We start from the raw sequence: 22,343 nt of genomic DNA on the forward strand, positions 1-22,343 counted from the left end.
AGTGAAGGACATTCATGATCGAGATAAAACACCTGAAAACGCTGCAGGCGTTGCGAAACTGCGGATCGCTGGCGGCGGCGGCAGCAACGCTGCACCAGACGCAATCCGCGCTTTCTCACCAGTTCAGCGATCTGGAACAGCGCCTTGGCTTTCGGCTTTTTGTCCGCAAGAGTCAACCGCTGCGCTTTACCCCGCAGGGCGAGATCCTGCTGCAGCTGGCCCACCAGGTGTTGCCGCAGATCAACCGCGCGCTGCAGGCCTGCAATGAACCGCAGCAGACCACGTTGCGCATCGCCATTGAGTGCCACAGCTGTATTCAGTGGCTGACCCCCGCGCTGGAGAATTTCCGCGCCAGCTGGCCGCAGGTGGAGATGGATTTTAAGTCCGGGGTGACGTTCGACCCGCAGCCAGCGCTGCAGCAGGGGGAGCTGGATGTGGTCCTGACCTCCGATATTCTGCCGCGCAGCGGCCTGCACTATTCACCGATGTTCGACTATGAGGTTCGCCTCGTCCTCGCGCCGGAACATCCGCTGGCGGCCAGAGCGCGCGTAACGCCGGAAGATATCGCCAGCGAAACGCTGCTGATTTACCCGGTGCAGCGTAATCGCCTGGATATCTGGCGCCATTTTTTGCAGCCTGCCGGCATCAACCCGCAGCTTAAAAGCGTCGATAACACGCTGCTGCTGATCCAGATGGTCGCCGCCCGGATGGGCATTGCCGCCCTGCCGCACTGGGTCGTGGAAAGTTTTGAGCGCCAGGGCCTGGTCGTAACCAAAACCCTGGGCGAGGGGCTGTGGAGCCGGCTGTACGCCGCGGTTCGCGATGGTGAACAGCGCCAGCCGATAACCGATGCGTTTATTCGTTCAGCGCGGAATCACGCCTGCGATCATCTGCCGTTTGTGCGCAACGCGGAGCGACCCACTTTCGATGGACCCACAGCGAAGCCATTATCACCAACGCGCCTGTGATGAAGCTCGGCCAGTGCGGCTGCTGCTGCCAGATAGCCAGGTTCACCAGCAGCCCGGCCGGAACATGTACGTTATTCATGATCCCCAGCGTCCCGGCATCAACCTGCGTCGCGCCGTAGTTCCACATAAAGTAGCCAAGGCCGGAGGCGACAACGCCCAGCCACACCAGAATGCCCCACTGCAGCGTGGTGGTCGGCAGCTTTTGCGGGTTGCCGAGCATAAACCAGGCCGCCACCGCTACAATAAACGCCCCCATATAAAACCAGGCAAAGGCGTTATGCTGCGGCATGGGACGAGTTTCCATTAACCGCTTATAGCCCACCATCCCGATCGCGAAGCTGATATTGGCAAGCTGCACGAACATTAACCCGGTCCAGAAATGATCGCTGACCTTGTCATAGCGGATGATCGCCGCGCCAACCACCGCCAGCAGCGCGCTCAAAAGGTAGCCCCAGCGCAGCCTGCGCTTGCTCAGCAGGTCATAAATTAGCGTGATATAGAGCGGCGTGAGCACGGTGAACAGCAGAAACTCCGATACCGTCAGGTAGACATAGGCGCGGAAGCTGAACAGATACATGATGCCAAGCTGCATCGCGCCGACCAGCATATACAGCAGCAGCGTGCGCAAAGACTGCCCACGCGCGCGCAGAAACGGCAGAAAAACCAGCGCCGCAAGCCCGATACGCATCAGCACGGAAAAATAGCTGTCGACATGCCCGGCCAGGTATTCGCCTATCAGGCTGAATGAAAACGCCCACAGAATTGTGGTAACGATCAGTAACGCCACAGTGAAAATCTCGTCGAAGAATGAACCCGCATTGTAGCGGAACAGCAGGTTGACAACTGAGCAGAAAACAGGCAATTAAAATCGGCATTTTCCTGGAGAGGATTGATCCCGCGCTGATGGTTCCCTTGCTATAAAACGCCAATACTGAACGCGATTATTTTCCGGGGGCTTCGGGTGTAAAATGGATTTTGTGGATGAACCTCATCTCCTGCCTGGCTTTTTCAGGCAGCTTGCCGCTTCGCGCGCCAGGCTCCTGCACGCGATTCACAACCAGCAGCTGGAGGTGCGCTATCAGCCCATCATGCGCCTTGATACCGACAGCGTCGCGGGCGCCGAAGCGCTGGTTCGCTGGCCGCAGCGCAATGGCCAGTGCATCCCGCCGGACAGCTTTATCCCCTTTGCCCGCGAAACCGGCCTGCTCGGCCTGATGACGCACTGGATTGTCGGGCAGGTTTTCACCGATGTGGGCGCCTGGCTGCGCCAGCACCCGCAGCGCTATGTCTCGATCAACGTCGAGCCTGACGACCTGCTCACGACGGCGCTACTCGACCGTCTCGCCCTCCTGTGCCGAACGCATCAGGTTCGCCCGCAGCAAATCGCCCTCGAACTCACTGAGAACAGCGAGATAGACCCCTGGGACATTGCCGAACCCGCCGCCCGCTATCGCCAGGCCGGACACCGGCTTTTCCTCGATGATTTCGGCAGCGGCTACGCCAACATGAGCTACCTTCAGGCGCTCACCTTCGACATGCTAAAGCTGGACAGGACGCTGATCGGCGCCGCGGCGGGAAACAGCGTGCTGCCGCCGCTCATTGCGTTCGCCCGTTCGCTAGCGCTGGAGCCGCTGGCGGAAGGCGTAGAAACCCCGGAGCAGCGCAAACAGCTGCAAACGCTGGGGGTGGTGTATGCGCAGGGGTGGTATTACAGCAAAGCCCTGACCAGCAGGGCTTTTATTCAGTGGTGCGCAGACAGACGCCGTCAGTCCTGATTGAGGAACAGATGGCGCAGGTAGTGCGGCACGGCATCATCGGCGTTGCTGCCAATGACCTCCAGCTCCGGGTGCAGATCTTTCAGGCGCTGATGGGCGTTTTGCATGATGCAGCCTTTACCCGCCATGGAGAGCATCTCCGCATCGTTCATCCCGTCGCCGAAGGCGATACAGTCTTTCAGGTTGTAGCCCATGATCTGCGCCACCGCTTCCAGCGCATGGCCTTTCGATACGCCGCCCGCCATCACTTCCAGACAGGTTAACGTGGAGAAACTGACGTTGACGCGATCGCCCCAGCGCGCGTTAATCGCCTGCTCCAGCGGCAGCAGCACGTCGTGATCCGACGAAGTGAAAAACACTTTGCTGACGCCTTCAGGCTCCAGCAGCCCCGGCTCGTACAGCGCGTAGTTGAATACCGCCTCTTTGAAAAAACGCATCTCTTCCGGGCGGTGACGGTTCATAAACCATTCATCGTCACGATAAACGTTAGTGACGATATCCGGGTTGTTATTCACCACGCCGAACAGATCGGCGGCGATATCGCGATCGAGGTTATGCGCAAAAATCAGATTACCGTCCGTATCGTGCACGCGCGCGCCGTTGGAGGTAATCATAAACGCTTTGATCCCCAGACCATCACGGATTTGCGCCACGTCGATATGATGGCGGCCGGTGGCGAAAACGAAGTTAATTCCCTTTTCCGTCAGCAGCTTCAGGGTCTCTTTGGTATAGGGGGACAGACGATGGTCGGGATTGAGGAGCGTGCCATCCAAATCAGACGCAACAACCTGGTACATAAAAGAATTCAACCTCTAAGTAAGAGCGGCGTTATCGCCGGATTAATCATGTCGACAAAAAAACTCGACGATGGCATTGAGCGCGACTGAGCGCATGGCGTCCTTTTCAAAAAGGATCTCATGGTAAGCGCCTTCGATGACAAGCGGTGTTACCCCTTCGCAGGGATGGCCCGCCTCGGCGCGTAATTCACAATAGCGGTCGTGCATGCGGTTATCCACAACGCGTTCTTCCTGCGCCTGGATAAGCAGCACAGGCGTGGTGTCGTCGCTGGCGCCGGCGAGGATCTCTTCGCCCGCCAGCACCCCTTCGCGCACCCAGTGATAGGTTGGCCCCCCGACGCGCAAATCCGGATTATCGGCATAAAACCCCAGGTTGCGTCGGTAGCGTTCACGGCTGTGCGTCAGGATATTGAGGCTAAACGGCAGGGCGTGCCAGCGCCCGGTACCCATGGCATAGCTCTCTCGAATGCGCTGATGGCCCTCAGCCCAGTCGAGAATATGGCGCACCATCCAGTCCGGAAAACGCATCACGATGCCGAACATCGGGGCGCTAAGCGCCATGGCGTCGCACGCTCCGGGATGACGCTGCAAAAACAGGGTGGCAATCGCGCCGCCCATCGAATGCGCCAGCACAAAGCGCTTACGCCAGGGGCCTGGCGCCACCTCCTGCTGCCAGAAGGCGGCGAGGTCGTCCACATAGTCGCTGAAATTCACCACATGGCCGCGGTGGGTGTCGGAGAGCATGCGTCCGGAAAACCCCTGCCCGCGATGGTCGATGATCAGCACGTCGAACCCGCAGAGAAACAAATCGTACGCCAGTTCGGCGTATTTAACATAGCTTTCAATACGACCGGGACAAACGACAATCACCCGATCGTGGTGCGGCGTATGAAAACGGACAAAACGCACCGGGACGCCGTCCACACCGGTAAAAACCGCCTCTTCCCGCTGGCGCCAGAAATCATTCAGTGGCCCCATCGTGAATGCAGCAAACGCGTTTTCTCTTGTATTCCAGTCCTTTTGCTGCCGAAACATCGGGTATCCGCCCTCGTTAACCGCGGAAGATCGTTTTTTTATGGCGCGTCACACAACACACAGACAATAGCGTATTGTGGCATAAAAACAGACAATCAGGGAGATTCTCATGACCTTTGAGTGGTGGTTCGCCTACCTGCTGACGTCCATTATTCTCAGCCTTTCACCCGGCTCCGGCGCCATTAATACCATGACCACCGCCATTAACCATGGCTATCGCGGCGCGAGCGCGTCGATTGCCGGCCTGCAAACCGGGCTCGGGATCCATATCGTGCTGGTTGGCGTTGGTCTGGGCACCCTGTTCTCGCGCTCGATCCTCGCTTTCGAGGTGCTAAAATGGGCGGGCGCCGCCTATCTTATTTGGCTTGGGATCCAGCAGTGGCGCGCCGCTGGCGCTATCGACCTCAACGCGCTGGCGCAGACGCAATCGCGCGGTCGGCTGTTTAAACGCGCCGTGTTTGTAAACCTCACCAACCCGAAAAGCATCGTTTTCCTCGCCGCGCTGTTTCCGCAGTTTATCGTGCCCAACCAACCCCAGATGATGCAGTACGTGGTATTAGGCGTGACCACCATTGTGGTCGATATCATTGTGATGATTGGCTACGCGACGCTGGCGACGCGCATCGCGGGATGGATCAAAGGTCCGCGGCAGATGAAGGCGCTGAATAAAGCGTTCGGTTCGCTGTTTATGCTGGTCGGCGCGCTGCTCGCGTCAGCGCACCGTGCATAATTAGCGGGAGATAATCAGGTGGATGCCGAAACCGGCGAACAGGGTGCCGGCAACGCCGTCAATCCATTTCGCCATGCGCTGATAGCCGCGGCGCATGGTCGGCAGCGCAAAAAGACTCGCGACGATGGTAAACCAGGCGAAGGTCTCGACGATAATCAGCAAAAAGATGCCCCAGCGCTGGGCGGCGCCCACGTCATCCCCGACGAACAGCGAAAACACGGAGCCGAAATAGATAATCGCTTTTGGGTTCGCCAGATTGGTCAGCAGACCTTTCAGGAAGCTTTTGCCGCTTTTCGCCAGCTCCACCTGCGGCGCATCCACTGACGCTTCGCTTTTCTTCAGCGCCCCGCGCAGCATCTGGTAGCCCATCCAGCACAGATACAGGCCGCCGCCGACCATAATGATATTGTGCAGCCAGGCCATTTTCTCGAGGATTAAATGCAGACCGAGCAGCGCAACGCCTGCCCACACCATGACGCCTGCGGTAATGCCGAGCACGCCCATCATCGCCTCTTTACGGGAACGGCTGACGGCAGTCTGCGACACAAAGAAGAAATCCGGGCCAGGGCTCATCAGCGCAATGATGTGCACCAGCGCAACGGTCAGGAATAGCATTAACATGGGATCCCCAGAGAGAATAATTTACCGAGTGATTATCCTGGCACTTTTTTAATCGACTGACTACTCCTCATCGTCTCCGTCGAGGTGGGCGCGGATCAAGGCCATGAATTCCCGACCAAAACGCTCGAGTTTGCGCATCCCGACGCCGTTGACGCTCAGCATGTCGCTGGGGCTGACCGGCATCTGCTCGGCCATTTCGATAAGCGTGGCGTCGTTAAAGACCACGTAAGGCGGAATATTCTCTTCGTCGGCGATGACTTTACGCAGCTTGCGCAGTTTGGCGAACAGCTTACGATCGTAGTTGCCGCCGTAGGATTTTTGCGCCACCCGCGGCTTCAGGGCGACGATACGCGGCACCGCCAGCTGCAGCGGCACCTCGGCGCGCAGTATCGGGCGCGCCGCCTCGGTCAGCTGTAGCGCCGAATGATGGGCGATATTCTGGGTGGCGAAGCCGAGGTGAATCAGTTGGCGGATCACGCTGACCCAGTGCTCATGACTCTGCTCGCGGCCAATACCGTACACCGGCAGCTTGTCATGCCCCAGCTCGCGGATACGCTGGCTGTTCGCGCCGCGCAGCACCTCCACCACATAGCCCATGCCGAAGCGCTGGTTGACGCGGTAAATGGTCGACAGCGCCTTGCGCGCATCCTCCAGCCCGTCGTACTGGCGCGGCGGGTCGAGGCAAATATCGCAGTTGCCGCAGGATTCCTGGCGCCCTTCGCCAAAGTAGTTCAGCAGCACCAGACGGCGGCAGGTCTGCGCCTCGGCAAACGCGCCCATCGCGTTAAGCTTATGGCGTTCGATATCCTGCAACTGCCCGGCCGGCTTTTCCTCCAGGCAGCGCCTGAGCCACGCCATATCGGCCGGATCGTAAAACAGCATCGCTTCAGCGGGCAGCCCGTCGCGCCCGGCGCGCCCGGTCTCCTGGTAGTAGGATTCGATATTGCGGGGTATATCAAAATGCACCACGAAGCGCACGTTGGGTTTGTTGATCCCCATACCGAACGCCACGGTCGCTACCACGATTTGCAGGTCGTCGCGCTGGAACTTCTCCTGCACATCGGCGCGGACGCCGTTTTCCAGCCCGGCGTGATAGGCCGCCGCGCTATAGCCGCGACTTTGCAGGCGGGCGGCGGTATCTTCCACTTTTGAGCGGCTGTTGCAGTAAATAATGCCGGACTTGCCGCGCTGCTCCTGGACGTAGCGCATCAGCTGATCGAGCGGTTTAAACTTTTCCATCAGCATGTAGCGGATGTTAGGGCGGTCAAAACTGCTGAGCTGGATAAGCGGGTCGTTCAGCCCCAGCAGGCGAACGATATCGAGGCGCGTAGTGTCATCCGCCGTAGCGGTCAGCGCCATAAACGGCACCGCAGGGAAACGCTGACGCAGCTGGCCCAGCGCGGCATATTCCGGACGGAAATCATGCCCCCACTGGGAAATACAGTGCGCCTCGTCGACCGCCAGCATCACCGGGTTCCAGTGCGCCAGATGCTCGAGGAAGTTATCCAGCATCAGGCGTTCCGGCGCGATATACAGCAGGCGGATTTTGCCGGTACGGCAGCCCGCCATTACCTCAAGCTGCTGTTCGCGGTTCTGCGTTGAGTTCAGACACGCCGCGGCCACGCCATTGGCAAGCAGCTGATCGACCTGGTCTTTCATCAGAGAAATGAGCGGCGATACGACAACCGTCAGGCCGTTGAGCACCAGCGCGGGAATTTGATAACACAGCGATTTACCGCCGCCGGTAGGCATAACGACCAGGCAGTCGCGGCCTTCCAGCACGGTTTCAATGATGGTTTCCTGACCCGGACGGAACTGCTGGTAGCCAAAGGTTTCCTGCAAAACCTGCTTCGCCAGCGATGTCTGATTGAGTACTTCCGCCTGCGCCACGTTAACCCCATTGCCAAAATTAAAACAGGCGCTATTTTCAGCGCCTGAGCAAGAAACTGCAACGTTTAACGCAAAATCCTTCGAGGAGGCTAGAACAAATCGTTCAGCATCACCCCGACGCCAACGCGCGTCTGCCTGAAGTTATAATCAATCAGCGACTCGCCGTAGCCGCTATACACCTGCGTATACAGGCGTACGTGCGTACTGACCGGGTAGCTGACGCCAAGCTCCGCGCCGCCATAGCCGCTATTCCAGTTGTACTGCCCTTTAGCGCTCAGCACCGCGTCGCCCAGCTGATAGCCAATTCTCAGCTGGTAATAACCCATGTATTTGGTGATATCCGGGTTGTCGTTGGTACTGCCGATAACATACCAGGGTTTCACCTCGACCATCAGATTGCCGTTTTGCGCCATCAGACGCGTATACAGCCGGTTCCAGCTGCGCGAGGTCGGGTCGGCGCGGCCGTTGGAATCATGGTTGTAGCCAAACTCAACGTCACGCAGCGTCCAGCCGGCAAACTGGTAGTCGGTCGCAAACCCCAGAAACAGCTGTGGCTCGTAGTTGGTCTCGCGAAACGGCGCAGACTCTTTGCTGTTGGAAAGCTGCCACCAGGATTTTTGCGTATACGATGCGCCCAGCACCGAATTGTCGCCCACAATCCCGCGCCACAGCGGAAACGCCAGGCTCAGCTGAAACTTCACCTCATCTTTACGCGCGTTTTCGGCCCAGCTGTAGCTTTGGATAGCCTCTTTGTTGATATCGCTGGTCCAGGTGTAGATCACATAGTTCGTATCGTAGGGATACAGCGTAAAGGGATTATCATGCTCCTGTAGCAGATTGGCGATGATGCTGCCCTTAACGGCAGGGGTATCGTGGATCGATTTCACCGTCGCTTCCTGCGCAAAAACGGATAATGGCAGCGCAGCCGCCGCCAGTAACCACCCCGGACGGGTTCGCATTGATGCTGTTCTCCTGAACAAATTTGTTTATAAATATTTCCTGTTATGACGCCATTTTACCGGTTTATGCCCTTTACGCCCTCCGATTCTGTCTCAATTGTGGAAATCAACATTTGATAAGCATAAAATCAACATTTTCATAACCATCGGAAAGGTTGTATGTCTGCAGAACTGACGGCCGAAGCCGTCCTCAAACTGGTGGGCGAAATATTCGTGTATCACATGCCGTTTAACCGTGCGCTGGGCCTTGAGCTTGAACGCTATGAGAAAGATTTCGCGCAGCTCAGTTTCAATAACCAGCCGATGATGGTCGGCAACTGGGCGCAGAGCATTCTGCACGGCGGCGTGATCGCCTCTGCTCTGGACGTCGCCGCCGGTCTGGTCTGCGTTGGCAGCACGCTGACGCGCCACGACACGATCAACGAAGAAGAGCTGCGCCAGCGTCTTTCGCGCATGGGCACTATCGACCTGCGCGTCGATTATCTCCGCCCGGGCCGCGGCAACCGCTTTACCGCCAGCAGCAGCCTGCTGCGCGCGGGCAATAAAGTGGCGGTCGCGCGCGTAGAGCTGCACAACGAAGAGCAGCTCTATATCGCCAGCGCGACCGCCACTTATATGGTGGGTTGAGCCGGTAAAATCGGGTAACATTGCTTTACTTTTTTGTCACGGATTTAACCGATGGACGCTAAACAGACGCGGCAGGGCGTATTGCTGGCCCTTGCCGCTTATTTTATTTGGGGCATCGCTCCGGCCTACTTCAAGCTTATCCACTACGTTCCGGCGGATGAAATCCTGACCCACCGCGTTATCTGGTCGTTTTTCTTTATGGTGGCGCTGATCACCGTCAGCCGACAGTGGAGCGGCCTGAAAAAGCTGTGGCAGACGCCGAAGAAAATCCTGCTCCTGGCGCTCTCGGCGGTGCTGGTCGGCGGAAACTGGCTGCTGTTTATCTGGGCGGTGAATAACCACCACATGCTGGAGGCCAGCCTCGGCTACTTCATTAACCCGCTGGTGAACATCCTGCTGGGCATGGTGTTCCTCGGCGAGCGTTTTCGTCGTATGCAGTGGCTGGCGGTGCTGCTCGCCGCCTGCGGCGTCCTGGTGCAGCTGTGGACGTTCGGCTCGCTGCCGGTCATCGCCCTGGGTCTGGCGTTCAGCTTTGCCTTCTACGGCCTGGTGCGCAAGAAGATAGCCGTAGATGCGCAGACCGGCATGCTGGTGGAAACGCTGTGGCTGCTGCCGGTCGCGGCTATCTGGCTGTTCGGCATTGCCGACAGCCCGACCAGCCATTTAACGCAAAACCCGTGGTCGCTGAACCTGCTGCTGATGGCGGCGGGTATCGTCACGACCGTACCGCTGCTGTGCTTTACCGGTGCGGCCACCAAACTGCGCCTCTCGACGCTGGGCTTTTTCCAGTACATCGGCCCGACGCTGATGTTCCTGCTGGCGGTAATGTTCTACGGCGAAACGCCGGGATCGGACAAAATGGTCACCTTCGGCTTTATCTGGGCGGCGCTGGCCATCTTTATTATGGATGCGGTCTACACGCTGCACCGCACGCCGAAATCCTGACGCCTGCGCCCGGTCCGCCGGGCGTATTGCCAGCTTTTAGCAAAGCTATTGCGCTTAAGTTCGTTGTTATTTCAGCGCTTTTTTCCGATCTTCGGCGAATGTCTTTCGCCGAACGGAAAACCCGATGTCAACACCTCACCCCCACCGCGCCGCGGCCTGGCTGCATGAAGAGCAGCGTGAAGCGGTACGCCGGATGTCCCGCGGCTGGCTCTGGCGCAGCGAAGCGCCGACGTGGCTGCTGATCGTGTTCCTGTATAGCGGCTGGTTTACGACGCTGGCGTACGCGCCATCGCTGGGGCTCCCGCTTTCCACGCTGCTGCTTATCGTCTTTACTGCCTGGTACCTGTCGCTACAGCATGAGCTGATTCACGGTCATCCGACCCGCTGGGCGCGGGTCAACCAGCTTTTCGGCCTGCCGCCGCTTGCCGTATGGTTTCCCTACGGCCTGTACCGGGATTCCCACCTCGCCCACCACCGCAACGAAAGCCTGACCCTGCCGGAAGACGACCCGGAAACCTACTACTTCTCCGCCGCGACGTGGGCGCGCTTCTCTCCCTGGCAGCGGCAGGTCGTCCGCTGGCGCAATACCTTCGTTGGCCGCCTGCTGCTGGCGCCCGCGCTGGATATCGTCGGCGTGATTCAGGGCATCGTCCGCGCGCTTATCCGGCGCGATTATCCGGCCATCGGCATGTGGGCCACGCACGCAATGTTGCTGATGCTGCTGTTCTTGTGGATAGCCCACTGCGGCGTTTCCGTTCTCTGGTATCTGTTCGCCGTCAGCTACCCGGCGCTGGCCATCACCAAAGTGCGATCGTTTCTCGAACACCGCGCGGCGGACGACCCGCTGGCCCGCTCGGTGATTAACGAGGCCGGGCTGCCGTGGCGCCTGCTGTTTCTCAACCTGAACTATCATTCCATTCACCACGATTTGCCCGGCATCCCCTGGTACGGGCTGCCGGCGCTGTACCGCCGTTATCAGCAGGCGTATCAGCAGCGAAATCAGGGATTTGTGGTCAACGGCTACCGGGCGTGGTGGCGTCGCTATGGGTTTCGCCCCGTCGACGTCACGGTGCATCCGGCAAGTCAGGCATTCGCGGAGGAGGACGTTAACGATGCTCTGGAACATCGCGTTTCCTATGTACGATCTGCACCCGCCCGCGACTGATGCGCTGGCGTCATGGGTGCTGCGCCACCTCGACCGGCTCGCGCTCCCCGGAGAGCGCCGCTTTGTGCGCCCGGATGATTTGCTCGCTCACTGGCAGCGCGGCGACCTGCTGCTGAGCCAGACCTGCGGCTTTCCGCTGATCGCCCAGCTTCCACAGGTACAGGTGGTGGGTACGTTCCATTACGCGGCGCCAGGCTGCGAGAAGCGCTTATACCGTAGCGTTCTGGTTGCCAGGGCCGAGGATAAAGGGAAAACCCTGAGCGACTTTTACCGCCGCCGGGTGGTGTGCAACGCGCCGGATTCGCAGTCGGGGTATCACGCGCTGCGCGGCAGCCTGGCGCAGCTCGGCGTCGGGACGCCCTTTTTTCAGTCGAGAACATGGAGCGGCAGCCACCGCCACTCGCTGGCGGCGCTGCGTGAGAAAACGGCGGATATTGCGGCGATCGACTGCGTGAGCTGGGCGCTGATGGCCCGCTATCACCCGCAGGAGACGGCGGGACTGGTCGCCGTCGGCGAAACCGCGCTCACCCCAGGGCTCCCGCTTATCACCTCGCGTCATACTTCGCCGGAGACGCTTTCGACGCTGCGCGAAGCGCTGAGCGCGGCGGCGCAGGAAAGTACGTTTAGCGATTCGCTGTTCATCAACGGCTTCAGCCCGGCGTCACGGGCAGACTACGACGTTATCCGCGCGCGGCGGGAGCAGCACGCCGGAGTCGTGCTCTGAGCCCGGCGCGAGCGTTACAGCCAGTTTCTGCGCTTGAAATAGAGGTATGGCGCCAGGCCCGCGAGGATCATAAAGACAATCGCCCCAGGATAGCCGAAGCTCCAGTGCAGCTCCGGCATAAACTCGAAGTTCATCCCGTAGCTTGAGGCCACCAGCGTCGGCGGCAGGAATACCACGGAAACCACCGAGAAGATTTTGATGATGCGGTTCTGCTCGATGTTGATAAAGCCCATCGCCGCCTGCATCAGGAAGTTAACCTTCTGGAACAGCGATTCGTTGTGCGGCAACAGGGATTCGATATCGCGCAGGATCTCACGCGCCTGCTCCAGCTGCTCCGCCGGCAGCCGGGCCTTGCGCACGAGGAAGTTCAGCGCGCGCTGGGTATCCATCAGACACAGGCGCACCTTCCAGCCAATATCCTCCAGCTCCGCCAGCGTCGAGAGCGCTTCGTCATACTCATCGCCCTGATGGCCTTCCATAATGACGCGGCTCAGCTTTTCCAGGTCGCTGTAAATGTTTTCGATTTCATCCGCCAGCTGTTCGATTTTGGTTTCGAACAGATCGAGCAGCAGCTCGTAGGCGTTGCCGTCCACCATCTCCTGGTTGCGGGCGCGCATGCGGTAGAGACGAAAGGCGGGCAGTTCGCGCTCGCGCAGGGTGAACAGGCGGCCTTCGCGGATGGTGAACGCCACGGTGGAGTTACCGGCGTGATCGTCGGCGTCTTCAAAGAAGAAAAAGGAGTGAATATGCAGGCCGTCTTCGTCTTCGAAGAAACGTGCCGATGCTTCGATGTCTTCCAGTTCAGGGCGTGTCGCCAGATTCTGACCCAGTTCGGCCTGTACGCGGTTACGTTCTTCATCATCCGGTTCAACCAAATCGACCCAGACCGAGCTGGCCAGATGTTTGATTTCATCAGACTCAAGACGCGTTAAGCGATTGTTTTCCAGTTGAAATGCGCTCAGCATGACCGGGACTCCCAATGCAAAAAATTATCGGACAGTTCGGTGGGCACACAGAAACAAATTGGGTTTCAGACCATAAAGCCTGACTCAGCGCGACGGGAATAGAACGGGTCGCTGACAACCTCTGAGGCTATCAGCATGTGAGGATAGCCTTAGGAGTTGTTCCTGGATGACAGGAAAATGAGCCAGCATCTACTGGGTGTGTCCAAGGCGAATGTCCTCTTAGCGTAATCGTGCGCGCATGTTACGCCAGCGGAAATGCAGCGTCAACACGCAGCGAAGCGCCAGAAGGTATTTAGCCCCTCCTGGCCTATAAGACTAGCAGAAGATGAAGAATTTATTATATATTTCTTAAAGTTACGCATTTTCCAGCCGGGCGTACGCCGCAACCAGCCATTTAATTCCCTGCCCCTGAAACGCCACCTGCAGCCGGCTGTGTTCACCGCTTCCCTCCAGGTTGACGATGGTGCCTTCGCCAAATTTCGGATGGCGCACGCGCTGGCCGAGCTTATAGCCGGTGTCGTTTTCCGCCATGGGGGTGCCCATACGCTGATGGCTGACCGGGCGGCTGACCGTCGCCCGCAGGCGCACCTCTTCAACGCAGGCCTCCGGCAGCTCGCCGATAAAGCGCGACGGCCGGTGATACACCTCTTTGCCGTACAGGCGACGGGTTTCCGCGTAGGTCAGGGTCAGCTTTTGCATCGCCCGGGTCACGCCGACGTAGGCCAGGCGGCGCTCCTCTTCCAGCCGCCCGCCTTCATCCAGCGACATCTGGCTGGGGAACATCCCCTCTTCCATGCCGACGATAAACACCTGCGGGAACTCCAGCCCTTTTGCCGAGTGCAGGGTCATCAGCTGTACCGCGTCCTGCCAGGTATCCGCCTGCCCTTCCCCGGCTTCCAGCGCCGCATGCGACAAGAACGCCTGCAGCGGCATCAGATCTTCGTCTTCATCGTTGTAGCTGAACTGGCGCGTCGCCGTTACCAGTTCCTCTAAGTTTTCGATCCGCGTCTGGCCCTTCTCGCCTTTCTCCTGCTCGTACATCATCCACAACCCGGAGTCTTTTATCACCCGGTCGGTCTGCACGTGCAGCGGCATATCGGCGGTCTCCTGCGCCAGCGCGTCGACCAGCTCCATAAAGCGCTGCAGAGCGCTGGCCGCGCGTCCCGCCAGCGCTTTTTCTTTCAGCAGCTCGCGGCAGGACTGCCACAGCGTCAGCTGGCGATCGCGGGAGGTCTGGCGCACGATGTCCAGCGTGCGGTCGCCGATGCCGCGCGTCGGGGTGTTGACTACCCGCTCAAACGCCGCATCGTCGTTACGGTTGGCGATAAGACGCAGGTAAGAGAGGGCGTCCTTAATTTCCTGGCGTTCGAAGAAGCGCATGCCGCCGTAGATACGGTACGGCATGCTGGCCTGCAGCAGCGCCTCTTCCAGCACGCGCGACTGGGCGTTGCTGCGATACAGAATGGCGCACTGCTCAAGCGCGCCGCCGTTGTCCTGCCAGGTTTTGATGCGGTTCACCACGAACCGCGCTTCGTCGAGCTCGTTGAACGCGCAGTACAGCGAAATCGGTTCGCCGTCGACGCCGTCGGTCCACAGCTTCTTGCCCAGGCGCCCGTTGTTGTTTTCGATAAGGGCGTTCGCCGCGCTCAGAATATTGCTGGTCGAACGGTAGTTCTGCTCAAGGCGGATGGTTTCCGCCCCGGGGAAATCGTTGAGGAAACGCTGGATATTCTCCACCTGCGCGCCGCGCCAGCCGTAAATAGACTGGTCATCGTCGCCGACGATCATGACCTTGCCGGTATCGCCTGCCAGCAGGCGGATCCACGCGTACTGAATGTTGTTGGTATCCTGAAATTCGTCGACCAGGATGTTGGTAAAGCGCTCGCGGTAGTGCTGGAGGATGTGCGGCTTGTTAAGCCACAGCTCGTGAGCGCGCAGCAGCAGCTCGGCGAAATCCACCAGCCCGGCGCGATCGCAGGCCTCCTGATAGGCCTGGTAGACTTTCTGCCAGGTCTGCTCGACGGGGTTGCCGTAGCTCTGAATGTGGTGCGGACGCAGCCCCTCGTCTTTCTGGCTGTTGATGTACCACATCGCCTGGCGCGGCGGCCACTGCTTCTCATCGAGATTCATCGCCTTAATCAGGCGCTTTAGCAGACGCAGCTGATCTTCGCTGTCGAGGATCTGAAAATCCTGCGGCAGGTTAGCGTCCAGATGGTGCGCGCGCAGCAGGCGGTGCGCCAGCCCGTGAAAGGTGCCAACCCACATACCGCCCTGCGATGTGCCCATCAGTTGACCAATACGGTGACGCATTTCGGCCGCCGCTTTATTGGTAAAGGTCACCGCCATGATGGAGTACGGCGAGCTGTTTTCCACGCTCAGCAGCCAGGCGATACGGTGCACCAGAACGCGCGTCTTACCGCTGCCCGCGCCTGCCAGCACCAGCATATTGGTACGCGGCGCCGCCACGGCTTCACGCTGTTTGTCATTGAGGCTGTCGAGCAGGTAAGAAACGTCCATTGGCACCGCCGAAAAATGCGCTGCCCGCTGGCGCATCGCCGGGCGGGCATACTGTTGATTTATACAATACTGCTGGTGATTATATCAGCGTCGTGAGGGATGCCAACCGCGAAATTTCAATGTGCGGCAGCAGGCGGCTGTCGAGCGTTCGCATCAGGTCGGCGTTTTCCGGCCTGATCCAGCAGGCCTGCATGCCGCAGCGAATGGCGCCCGCCACGTCGGTAGTCAGGTCGTCGCCGACGTGCAGGATCTCGCCAGGCGGCAGGCCAAGCTTTTCCGCCGCCAGATGATACATGTCGTTGAACGGTTTCGAACGTCCGTCCGGGCCCGCGCGCAGTACAAATTCGAAATAGTCGCCAAGGCCGAACCGCTCGGGGCGCGCGTTGCCGTTGGTGATCGCCACCAGCGGCCACTTTTCCGCCAGCCTTCGCAGGGTATCGTGCGTTTCCTGCGGAACGTCGACGCGGCTGCGCCAGTGGGCGAAGTGCGCCATCGACTCCACCGCGCCCGCGGCCGCCTCCTGCGCGCTCAGGCCGGCGTTCAGCATCGCCTGCTCAACCGCACGACGCCGCCATTCGGTCACGTCGTGATAAATCTCCGGCTCCTGCTCGCGCAGCATCTGGCGCACGCGCTGAAAATCGCGGTTTTGCAGGTTTTTTAACAACGGATGGTAGTTTTGCACAAACGCCAGCGCTTCCTGTTCGGTACGCAGAATCACAGGGCGGTTGTCGTAAAGGGTGTCGTCAAGGTCGAATGTCAGGGCTGAGATTTGGCCTAATGGACGGTAAAAACGCATTATTTCCCCCGTTTGGCGCGCGGATGCGCCGCATCGTACACCGAGGCAAGGTGTTGAAAATCAAGATGGGTATAGATCTGAGTGGTGGAGAGGTTGGCGTGCCCCAGCAGCTCCTGCACCCCGCGCAGATCGCCGCTCGACTCCAGCATATGCGTGGCGAAGGAGTGGCGCAGTTTGTGCGGGTTAACGTGACTGTTGAGCCCCTGCTTAATGCCCCACTCGGCGAACCGTTTTTGCACGTTGCGCGTGGAAATACGCTTGCCGAGTTTGGATAAAAACAGCGCGTCGTCTTCAGCGCCGAACAGGCCGCGAAGATCGAGCCAGTGTTCTACCCACTGTACAGCGCTGCGGCCAATCGGCAGGCGGCGCTCTTTGCTGCCCTTGCCCATGACCCACACTTCGCCGGACTCCAGCGAAAGATGGCGGAGATCGAGATTCACCAGCTCCGACAAACGCAGACCGGCGCCGTACATCACCTCCAGCATCGCCCGGTCGCGCACCGCCAGCGGGTCGTTAAGATCGATATCCAGCAGGCGGTTCACGTCGTCGACGTCGATGTTTTTCGGGAGGTGGCGCGGCGCTTTCGGCGCAGAGACGGCTTTGGCCGGGTTCGCCGAAAGCTCGCCCTGGCTGACCAGCCAGTCGAAAAAGCTGCGCAGCGCCGACAGACGTAGCGCCAGGCTTGCCGGGCCAAGACCCTTACGGCGGCTGCGGACCGCCCAGCTGCGGATCACCGCAGCGTCACATTGCTGCCAACTCGCGACGCCGCTTTCGCCGGCAAGCGTCATGATGGCATCAAGCTGACGCCGATAATTCAGTAGCGTAATGGGGCTGAGCTGGCGCTCAACGCCCAGATAGCGCAGGAAGCGCTCAACGGCGGCGGAAAGCGGCGAGTCGTTCATACCCGCTCAACCCAGCGCTCCAGCATCCCCGGCAGCAGCAGCGCAATCTCCTGCAGCAGGTGCGTGCCTTGTCCGGGCTGATAATGGTGCGCGTCGCGGCTGCTGAACAGCACCACGCCCAGGTCGCCGTCGCTGCCCATCATCGACATCGCCACCGAACCGACCGCTTTGGCATCCGGCATCACCACCAGCAGCTCAGGGCCGTTAAGCGGGCCGAGGTAGTGCCGCTCCGGGCCCAGACGCTGGATACGGATCGGTTCGAACGTCTGGCGGGACAGCGCCAGCTGCGTGAATTTGGACGGCGCGCCGATACGCCAGCGATCGGCAAACAGCCGCACGGAGGCGCCAGCCAGCCCCAGCTCCCGCGCCCAGCGGTGAAACTGGTTGAGGAACGCGTCCAGGCTGTCCACGCTGGCAAGCCGGGTCTGCAGCTGCAGCAGACGGTAAAACAGGCTCTCGTTGGCGGTCGCCTGCTCCACCAGCAGCGAGATGTTCTCTTCCAGCGTGCTGATGTGCGTTCGCGCCCGCGCCATGTGCCATTCCACGAGCGAAACGGTGCCGCGTACCGGGTGCGGTACGCGCATTTGCTCAACCGCCTGCGCATTGCGAATAAAAAAGTCAGGATGTTGCAGCAGATACTCGACGACCGCGCGATCGTCGAGCGCGGCAAGTTCGGTCTGCTGTTCTTCCCCGATGGGTTTCATAGATGAATAAATCCGTCGTAGACATGTGCCGCCGGGCCAGTCATAAACAACGGTTGACCCGGACCTTTCCAGGCGATATCAAGACGCCCGCCTGGTAATTCCACGCGTACTTCTTCGGCCAGCAGCCCCTGCTGGATGCCGACGGCAACCGCCGCACAGGCGCCGCTGCCGCAGGCCTGCGTCTCCCCGGCCCCACGCTCAAAGACGCGAAGACGGATATGATCGCGCTTCACCACCTGCATAAAGCCGATATTGGCGCGCTCCGGAAAGCGCTCATGGCTTTCCAGCACCGGTCCTAACGTCTCCACCGCCGCGGTGTCGACATCATCGACCTGGATCACGCAGTGCGGGTTGCCCATTGAAACAACGCCGCACAATACTGTTTGCTCGGCCGCCCGCATGATATAGGTCTTTTCCGCTTTGTTGGCGCGAAACGGCACCTGCGAGGGCTCAAAGTTAGGTTCGCCCATATTCACCCGCACCAGCTCGTCGTCGGTGACGCTCAGCACCATGCGCCCGTTGGCGGTGCTGACGTGAATATCGCGTTTGTTGGTCAGCCCCTTCAGGCGCACAAAGCGGGCAAAACAGCGCGCGCCGTTGCCGCACTGCGCCACTTCGCTACCGTCGGCGTTAAAAATACGGTAGTGGAAGTCCAGCTCGGGATCGTACGGCGGTTCAACCACCAGCAGCTGATCGAAACCCACGCCAAGGTGCCGATCCGCCAGGCGGCGAATCAGCTCCGGAGAAAAAAACACATTCTGCGTTACCGCATCAACGACCATAAAATCGTTACCGAGGCCATGCATTTTAGAGAACTGCATCATCAACTCCATACACGCGGAAACAGCGGCTCAGTATTAATAATTGACCTGTGATGGGCCACCCGTATCGCCACGATCGTTGCGGCTTGGCTCCGCATTCTGCGTGCCTGTATTGACCGGTTTCGTCGGCACAGGCGCCGTCTTATCCGCTGGCGGGAAATAAAGCGGCCCCTTCAGACCACAGCCCGCAAGGGTAAACAGCACAGTCAACATGACCAAAGGTCGAAAAACGTTCTTCATTCTAAAGTGCCTGTAGTTGATGCTTTCTGCTTCCTATCATCGCAGGAGAAGACGTAAAAGCAAGCGTTTAGCGTTATACTGCCGCCATCACGCAATAATGGGAAATAAAAATGAACGACAGTGAATTCCATCGCCTTGCCGACGCCCTGTGGCTCACCATTGAGGAGCGTCTGGATGAGTGGGACGGCGACAGCGACATTGATTGTGAGATCAACGGCGGCGTGCTGACTCTGAGCTTTGAAAACGGCAGCAAAATCATTATTAACCGCCAGGAGCCGCTGCATCAGGTATGGCTGGCGACCCGCCAGGGCGGCTATCACTTCAGTCTCAAAGGCGATGAGTGGGTCTGCGATCGCAGCGGCGAAACGTTCTGGGATCTGCTGGAACACGCCGCCAGCCAGCAGGCCGGCGAAACGGTCCGTTTTCGTTAAGAGAAATACTGCTGCAGCAGAGGCGCAGTCACTTCCTGGTTCGCCGGAACGGCTGCGCTAATCGTCTGGGTGCGGAACGGAATCACCTGGGCGCGACCGTCGGTTTTCACAATCTGATAGAACTGCGGCAGGTTGAAGTTAATAAAGCTTGAGCCGTAGGTGAAGCGATCGTGCGATGACGAATAGAAGCGGCTGACGTCGCGCACCAGCTCCTCTTTACTACCCTCACAGTGGTGATACACCTCAGCGCGGTTGCCTTCGTCCAGAATATAGATGTTAAAGCCGTTGTCATCGCTGGTGTCTTCAAAGAAGAACTGGATGATCCCTTCGCTGGCAAACCCGTCCACCACCTGCGGCAGCTGAACCTGGTTGGTTTCCACCTGCACCGACAATCCGTGCAGCTTGTTATGCGAAATCGCGCCGTAAAACTCGATAGCGTTTTCCAGCTTCTGCACCGAGACGTTCAGACGTTCGAAGAACAGCCCCCAGGTCTGCCCGGCGACCCGCAGCGCTTTAAAGCGCCCGGTTTCCTGACGGGTGCTGGAAAGACGCAGCTCGACGCATTCGGAAACCAGCTGCTGCACGCGGGTGCGAATCAGGCCGCGCAGGTGCTGGCTGTAGCAGAAGACTTCAACGCTGTCCGGCGGCGCGGCGTCCTGGTGCATTTTGCCGAGGATCGTTTTCAGCGCTTCAATCATCGCCTGCTCGCCGTTAAAGTGCAGGGTACGCACTTCATTCCACGAGTTGCGGTACAGCAGGTCAACGCTGCCAACCAGGCAATTCTGCTCTTCGCCAAAGCTGAACACGTCCAGTTTGCGGAAATCGAAATGCACGACCTGATTGCGGAACGCCGCCGTCGGGTCATACTCCAGGTTAACGATAATCGCCAGATGGCGAATCTCACACGGGCTGTACAGCGCTTTCGGCGTCGGCGCGGGCAGGCGCAGCGGGAAGTGGTGCGATACGTCCGCTACCATCTCCTGCAGTTTTGCCAGGTCGGCAATCCCGTTGCCCTTAATAAACAGGCGAGTGCGCGAGGTGAGCAGGCCGTTAAACCAGGCCCACGCCACCAGCTTATTAAGATAACGGTTATATTCCAGCGGCTGATGGCTGACGATAGCCTCCATCTTCGGCGCGCGGTTGTACAGATACCAGCCCGTACGGTTGGCGCGTCCCGGCGGCACGTAGATAAACGTCAGATTTGGCTCGGACAGATCCGGGGAAATCTGCGGGTTCACCAGCGTCACTTTGCCCGGCAGCGCCTCAAACGCGGCATACAGCTTGCGGGTCAGCACCCCGATGTCCTGCGGGCTTGCCGATACGCTCAGGTTATTCCGACGCGCGAAGCGGATAAGGTTACGGTAGCTCTGCATCATCGCGTCGAGCAGTTCGTTATGCGCTTTGCGCACCTCATCGATTTTCCAGTTCGCCCGGTTATCCAGCATGGCGAGGCGCTCTTCGCTCCAGCCCCACTCTTTCACCAGCTGTCCCACCACTTCGCGACGCCAGCCGACGCAGGCGCGCTCGCGGCTTAGTTTTTCACACACCTTGAGATAGAAACAGCGGCGCACGAGATCGAGACGCGTATCGTCGTCAATCGCCTGCAGGTAGGTCGTGACGCGCTCCAGCATCATGCAGTAAGGGTCGAGACCAAAGGAGACGATTTCGCCATCGTGCAGGCGCTGTTTGATGTCTTTCGCCAGAAGATGGGTGTTGGGATACTCCCAGGAATAGGCTTCGAGCAGCAGCGTTTTCAGCACGGCCTTGTACGGGGAGTCGATGCTTTTATACAGCTGCCACAGGCTGGCGCCGAAGTACTCTTCCGCCGACAGCGAGCTCAGCCCGCCGAGATCCAGCCATTCGTTTGGCGTCAGTACGCCCTGCGCGTAGAGCGTCATGACGTAGTCGTCGTAATGCTCTTCTTCCTCGCACGGCACCATATTCCACAGAATACGTTTCCCGGCGAGACGCACGGCGGTACGGTAAAACTCGTCAAGCAGCAGGATATGCTGAGTGGAACCGCAGTCCTCACCCCCGAGGCTGCCGCTTTCGTTATGGCGGAAACGGTTTTCGTCGATCAGGAAGAAGCTGACCTCTACGCCCAGCGACGCCGCCCAGCTTTCCAGCAGGCTGCACTTGCGCTGCAGCAGCTGACGCTCTTCGTTATCAAGCCAAGCCTGGTGGCAGACCCAGATATCGAGGTCGGAAGAGCAGCTTTGCCCGACCGAGGAGGTGCTGCCCATGGAGTACACGCCGGTGATCGGCAGCTCCCCTTTGGCGGTTTCCTGCGGCGGCATGCCGCGATGCAGCTCAAGCTCGTCGAGGTAGTGGCGTTGGGTTTCATCAGGCGTGTACAGGCAGATGCCTTTGGGAACGTTACCGTCAAGGTAACCCGGCATCAGCGGATGATGATAGTGCAGTAATGTCGGCAGTAGACTGTAGACCTGCTGAAAAGCGGGCCCCATGGCAGCAAGCGCGCGATCCACACGCAATTGATTGATGGCATCCAGTCTCTGTTTCAGTGTCTCAATATAGAGGTACAAGACATATCGCCTGATGTTCAAAACCGCCGTATCGTCCGGGCTGCAGGAGCGCAAGAGACAGGGGTTTTTAGTATTTCAACAAGAACCGTTCCCGTTTGTCGTCAGAAATAGTTAGCGTAGTAGTGACGAACAAATGGTCTAAAACGTGATCAATTTAACACCTTGCCGTTTGACCGTAAAGAAAGATG

General features: G+C 59.1%; 23 protein-coding genes. 8 read left to right on the top strand and 15 right to left on the bottom strand.

The window, feature by feature from the left end; all coding sequences use genetic code 11:
- Nucleotides 1-14: 14 nt before the first annotated feature.
- Nucleotides 15-968: an HTH-type transcriptional regulator MetR gene (metR, locus tag ENTCL_RS23310; RefSeq protein WP_013368153.1), complete on the top strand. Its 954-nt coding sequence runs from the start codon at nucleotides 15-17 to the stop codon at nucleotides 966-968.
- On the opposite strand, the gene ENTCL_RS21095 is transcribed toward metR, so the two are convergent.
- Complete coding sequence (locus ENTCL_RS21095; protein ID WP_013368154.1) at nucleotides 856-1,755, bottom strand: carboxylate/amino acid/amine transporter; 900 nt, start codon at nucleotides 1,753-1,755, stop codon at nucleotides 856-858. The two genes, metR and ENTCL_RS21095, sit on opposite strands and share 113 nt — an antisense overlap.
- A 181-nt stretch (nucleotides 1,756-1,936) precedes the next feature.
- On the opposite strand from ENTCL_RS21095, the gene ENTCL_RS21100 reads away from it, so the two are divergent.
- Nucleotides 1,937-2,743, top strand: a complete 807-nt coding sequence (locus ENTCL_RS21100; RefSeq protein WP_013368155.1) for an EAL domain-containing protein — start codon at nucleotides 1,937-1,939, stop codon at nucleotides 2,741-2,743.
- Here ENTCL_RS21100 and yigL read toward each other — a convergent pair.
- Nucleotides 2,734-3,540, bottom strand: a complete 807-nt coding sequence (gene yigL, locus ENTCL_RS21105) for a sugar/pyridoxal phosphate phosphatase YigL (RefSeq protein ID WP_013368156.1) — start codon at nucleotides 3,538-3,540, stop codon at nucleotides 2,734-2,736. The two genes, ENTCL_RS21100 and yigL, sit on opposite strands and share 10 nt — an antisense overlap.
- A gap of 42 nt (nucleotides 3,541-3,582) precedes the next feature.
- Nucleotides 3,583-4,575, bottom strand: a complete 993-nt coding sequence (gene pldB / locus ENTCL_RS21110) for a lysophospholipase L2 (protein ID WP_013368157.1) — start codon at nucleotides 4,573-4,575, stop codon at nucleotides 3,583-3,585.
- Nucleotides 4,576-4,684: 109 nt separating this feature from the next.
- On the opposite strand from pldB, the gene rhtB reads away from it, so the two are divergent.
- Nucleotides 4,685-5,305, top strand: coding sequence for a homoserine/homoserine lactone efflux protein (gene rhtB / locus ENTCL_RS21115; RefSeq protein ID WP_013368158.1), 621 nt, complete (start codon nucleotides 4,685-4,687; stop codon nucleotides 5,303-5,305).
- Here rhtB and rhtC read toward each other — a convergent pair whose 3' ends face one another.
- The 3 genes from rhtC to pldA all read right to left on the bottom strand — a co-directional run bounded on the left by rhtC (nucleotide 5,306) and on the right by pldA (nucleotide 8,775).
- Entirely contained in the window at nucleotides 5,306-5,926 is a 621-nt protein-coding gene (gene rhtC / locus ENTCL_RS21120; RefSeq protein WP_044612035.1) for a threonine export protein RhtC, read from the bottom strand.
- A 60-nt stretch (nucleotides 5,927-5,986) separates the two neighbouring features.
- A complete protein-coding gene (gene recQ, locus ENTCL_RS21125; RefSeq protein ID WP_013368160.1) occupies nucleotides 5,987-7,816 on the bottom strand; it encodes an ATP-dependent DNA helicase RecQ in 1,830 nt (609 codons plus the stop codon).
- Nucleotides 7,817-7,905: 89 nt separating this feature from the next.
- Nucleotides 7,906-8,775 carry a phospholipase A gene (gene pldA, locus ENTCL_RS21130; RefSeq protein WP_013368161.1) on the bottom strand — a complete coding sequence of 290 codons (870 nt, stop codon included), beginning with the start codon at nucleotides 8,773-8,775 and terminating at the stop codon, nucleotides 7,906-7,908.
- Between the two features lie 159 nt (nucleotides 8,776-8,934).
- Between pldA and yigI the strand changes: the two genes are divergently transcribed.
- The 4 genes from yigI to ENTCL_RS21150 all read left to right on the top strand — a co-directional run bounded on the left by yigI (nucleotide 8,935) and on the right by ENTCL_RS21150 (nucleotide 12,236).
- The gene (gene yigI / locus ENTCL_RS21135; RefSeq protein WP_013368162.1) at nucleotides 8,935-9,402 is read left to right on the top strand and encodes an acyl-CoA thioesterase YigI; all 468 of its coding nucleotides are present in this window, start codon (nucleotides 8,935-8,937) and stop codon (nucleotides 9,400-9,402) included.
- Nucleotides 9,403-9,453: 51 nt separating this feature from the next.
- The gene (gene rarD, locus ENTCL_RS21140; RefSeq protein WP_013368163.1) at nucleotides 9,454-10,347 is read left to right on the top strand and encodes an EamA family transporter RarD; all 894 of its coding nucleotides are present in this window, start codon (nucleotides 9,454-9,456) and stop codon (nucleotides 10,345-10,347) included.
- A 124-nt stretch (nucleotides 10,348-10,471) separates the two neighbouring features.
- Nucleotides 10,472-11,512 (top strand): fatty acid desaturase, encoded by a 1,041-nt coding sequence (locus tag ENTCL_RS21145; protein WP_013368164.1) that lies wholly within the window; start codon nucleotides 10,472-10,474, stop codon nucleotides 11,510-11,512.
- The gene (locus ENTCL_RS21150) at nucleotides 11,460-12,236 is read left to right on the top strand and encodes a phosphate/phosphite/phosphonate ABC transporter substrate-binding protein (RefSeq protein WP_013368165.1); all 777 of its coding nucleotides are present in this window, start codon (nucleotides 11,460-11,462) and stop codon (nucleotides 12,234-12,236) included. Before ENTCL_RS21145 ends, ENTCL_RS21150 begins: the two co-directional genes overlap by 53 nt.
- Nucleotides 12,237-12,250: 14 nt before the next feature.
- On the opposite strand, the gene corA is transcribed toward ENTCL_RS21150, so the two are convergent.
- From corA to lptM, 8 genes are all read right to left on the bottom strand, one after another.
- Nucleotides 12,251-13,201 carry a magnesium/cobalt transporter CorA gene (gene corA, locus ENTCL_RS21155; RefSeq protein ID WP_013368166.1) on the bottom strand — a complete coding sequence of 317 codons (951 nt, stop codon included), beginning with the start codon at nucleotides 13,199-13,201 and terminating at the stop codon, nucleotides 12,251-12,253.
- Between the two features lie 149 nt (nucleotides 13,202-13,350).
- Entirely contained in the window at nucleotides 13,351-13,407 is a 57-nt protein-coding gene (ysgD, locus tag ENTCL_RS24210; protein WP_418112718.1) for a YsgD/CorL family protein, read from the bottom strand.
- A 148-nt stretch (nucleotides 13,408-13,555) separates the two neighbouring features.
- Nucleotides 13,556-15,718 carry a DNA helicase II gene (uvrD, locus tag ENTCL_RS21160; protein ID WP_125451886.1) on the bottom strand — a complete coding sequence of 721 codons (2,163 nt, stop codon included), beginning with the start codon at nucleotides 15,716-15,718 and terminating at the stop codon, nucleotides 13,556-13,558.
- A 79-nt stretch (nucleotides 15,719-15,797) separates the two neighbouring features.
- Nucleotides 15,798-16,514, bottom strand: coding sequence for a 5-amino-6-(5-phospho-D-ribitylamino)uracil phosphatase YigB (gene yigB / locus ENTCL_RS21165; protein ID WP_013368168.1), 717 nt, complete (start codon nucleotides 16,512-16,514; stop codon nucleotides 15,798-15,800).
- Nucleotides 16,514-17,416 (bottom strand): tyrosine recombinase XerC, encoded by a 903-nt coding sequence (gene xerC, locus ENTCL_RS21170; RefSeq protein ID WP_013368169.1) that lies wholly within the window; start codon nucleotides 17,414-17,416, stop codon nucleotides 16,514-16,516. The genes yigB and xerC overlap by 1 nt, the downstream gene beginning before the upstream one ends.
- Nucleotides 17,413-18,120: a DUF484 domain-containing protein gene (locus ENTCL_RS21175; RefSeq protein ID WP_013368170.1), complete on the bottom strand. Its 708-nt coding sequence runs from the start codon at nucleotides 18,118-18,120 to the stop codon at nucleotides 17,413-17,415. Before ENTCL_RS21175 ends, xerC begins: the two co-directional genes overlap by 4 nt.
- Entirely contained in the window at nucleotides 18,117-18,941 is an 825-nt protein-coding gene (gene dapF, locus ENTCL_RS21180; protein ID WP_013368171.1) for a diaminopimelate epimerase, read from the bottom strand. The genes ENTCL_RS21175 and dapF overlap by 4 nt, the downstream gene beginning before the upstream one ends.
- Nucleotides 18,942-18,977: 36 nt before the next feature.
- Nucleotides 18,978-19,181: an LPS translocon maturation chaperone LptM gene (gene lptM / locus ENTCL_RS23315; RefSeq protein ID WP_013368172.1), complete on the bottom strand. Its 204-nt coding sequence runs from the start codon at nucleotides 19,179-19,181 to the stop codon at nucleotides 18,978-18,980.
- A gap of 110 nt (nucleotides 19,182-19,291) precedes the next feature.
- On the opposite strand from lptM, the gene cyaY reads away from it, so the two are divergent.
- The gene (gene cyaY, locus ENTCL_RS21185) at nucleotides 19,292-19,612 is read left to right on the top strand and encodes an iron donor protein CyaY (RefSeq protein WP_013368173.1); all 321 of its coding nucleotides are present in this window, start codon (nucleotides 19,292-19,294) and stop codon (nucleotides 19,610-19,612) included.
- On the opposite strand, the gene cyaA is transcribed toward cyaY, so the two are convergent.
- A complete protein-coding gene (cyaA, locus tag ENTCL_RS21190; RefSeq protein WP_013368174.1) occupies nucleotides 19,609-22,155 on the bottom strand; it encodes a class I adenylate cyclase in 2,547 nt (848 codons plus the stop codon). The genes cyaY and cyaA overlap by 4 nt on opposite strands.
- Nucleotides 22,156-22,343 lie beyond the last annotated feature (188 nt).

It is taken from the genome of [Enterobacter] lignolyticus SCF1, assembly GCF_000164865.1.
In the GTDB taxonomy this organism is placed as follows: Bacteria; Pseudomonadota; Gammaproteobacteria; order Enterobacterales; family Enterobacteriaceae; genus Enterobacter_B; species Enterobacter_B lignolyticus.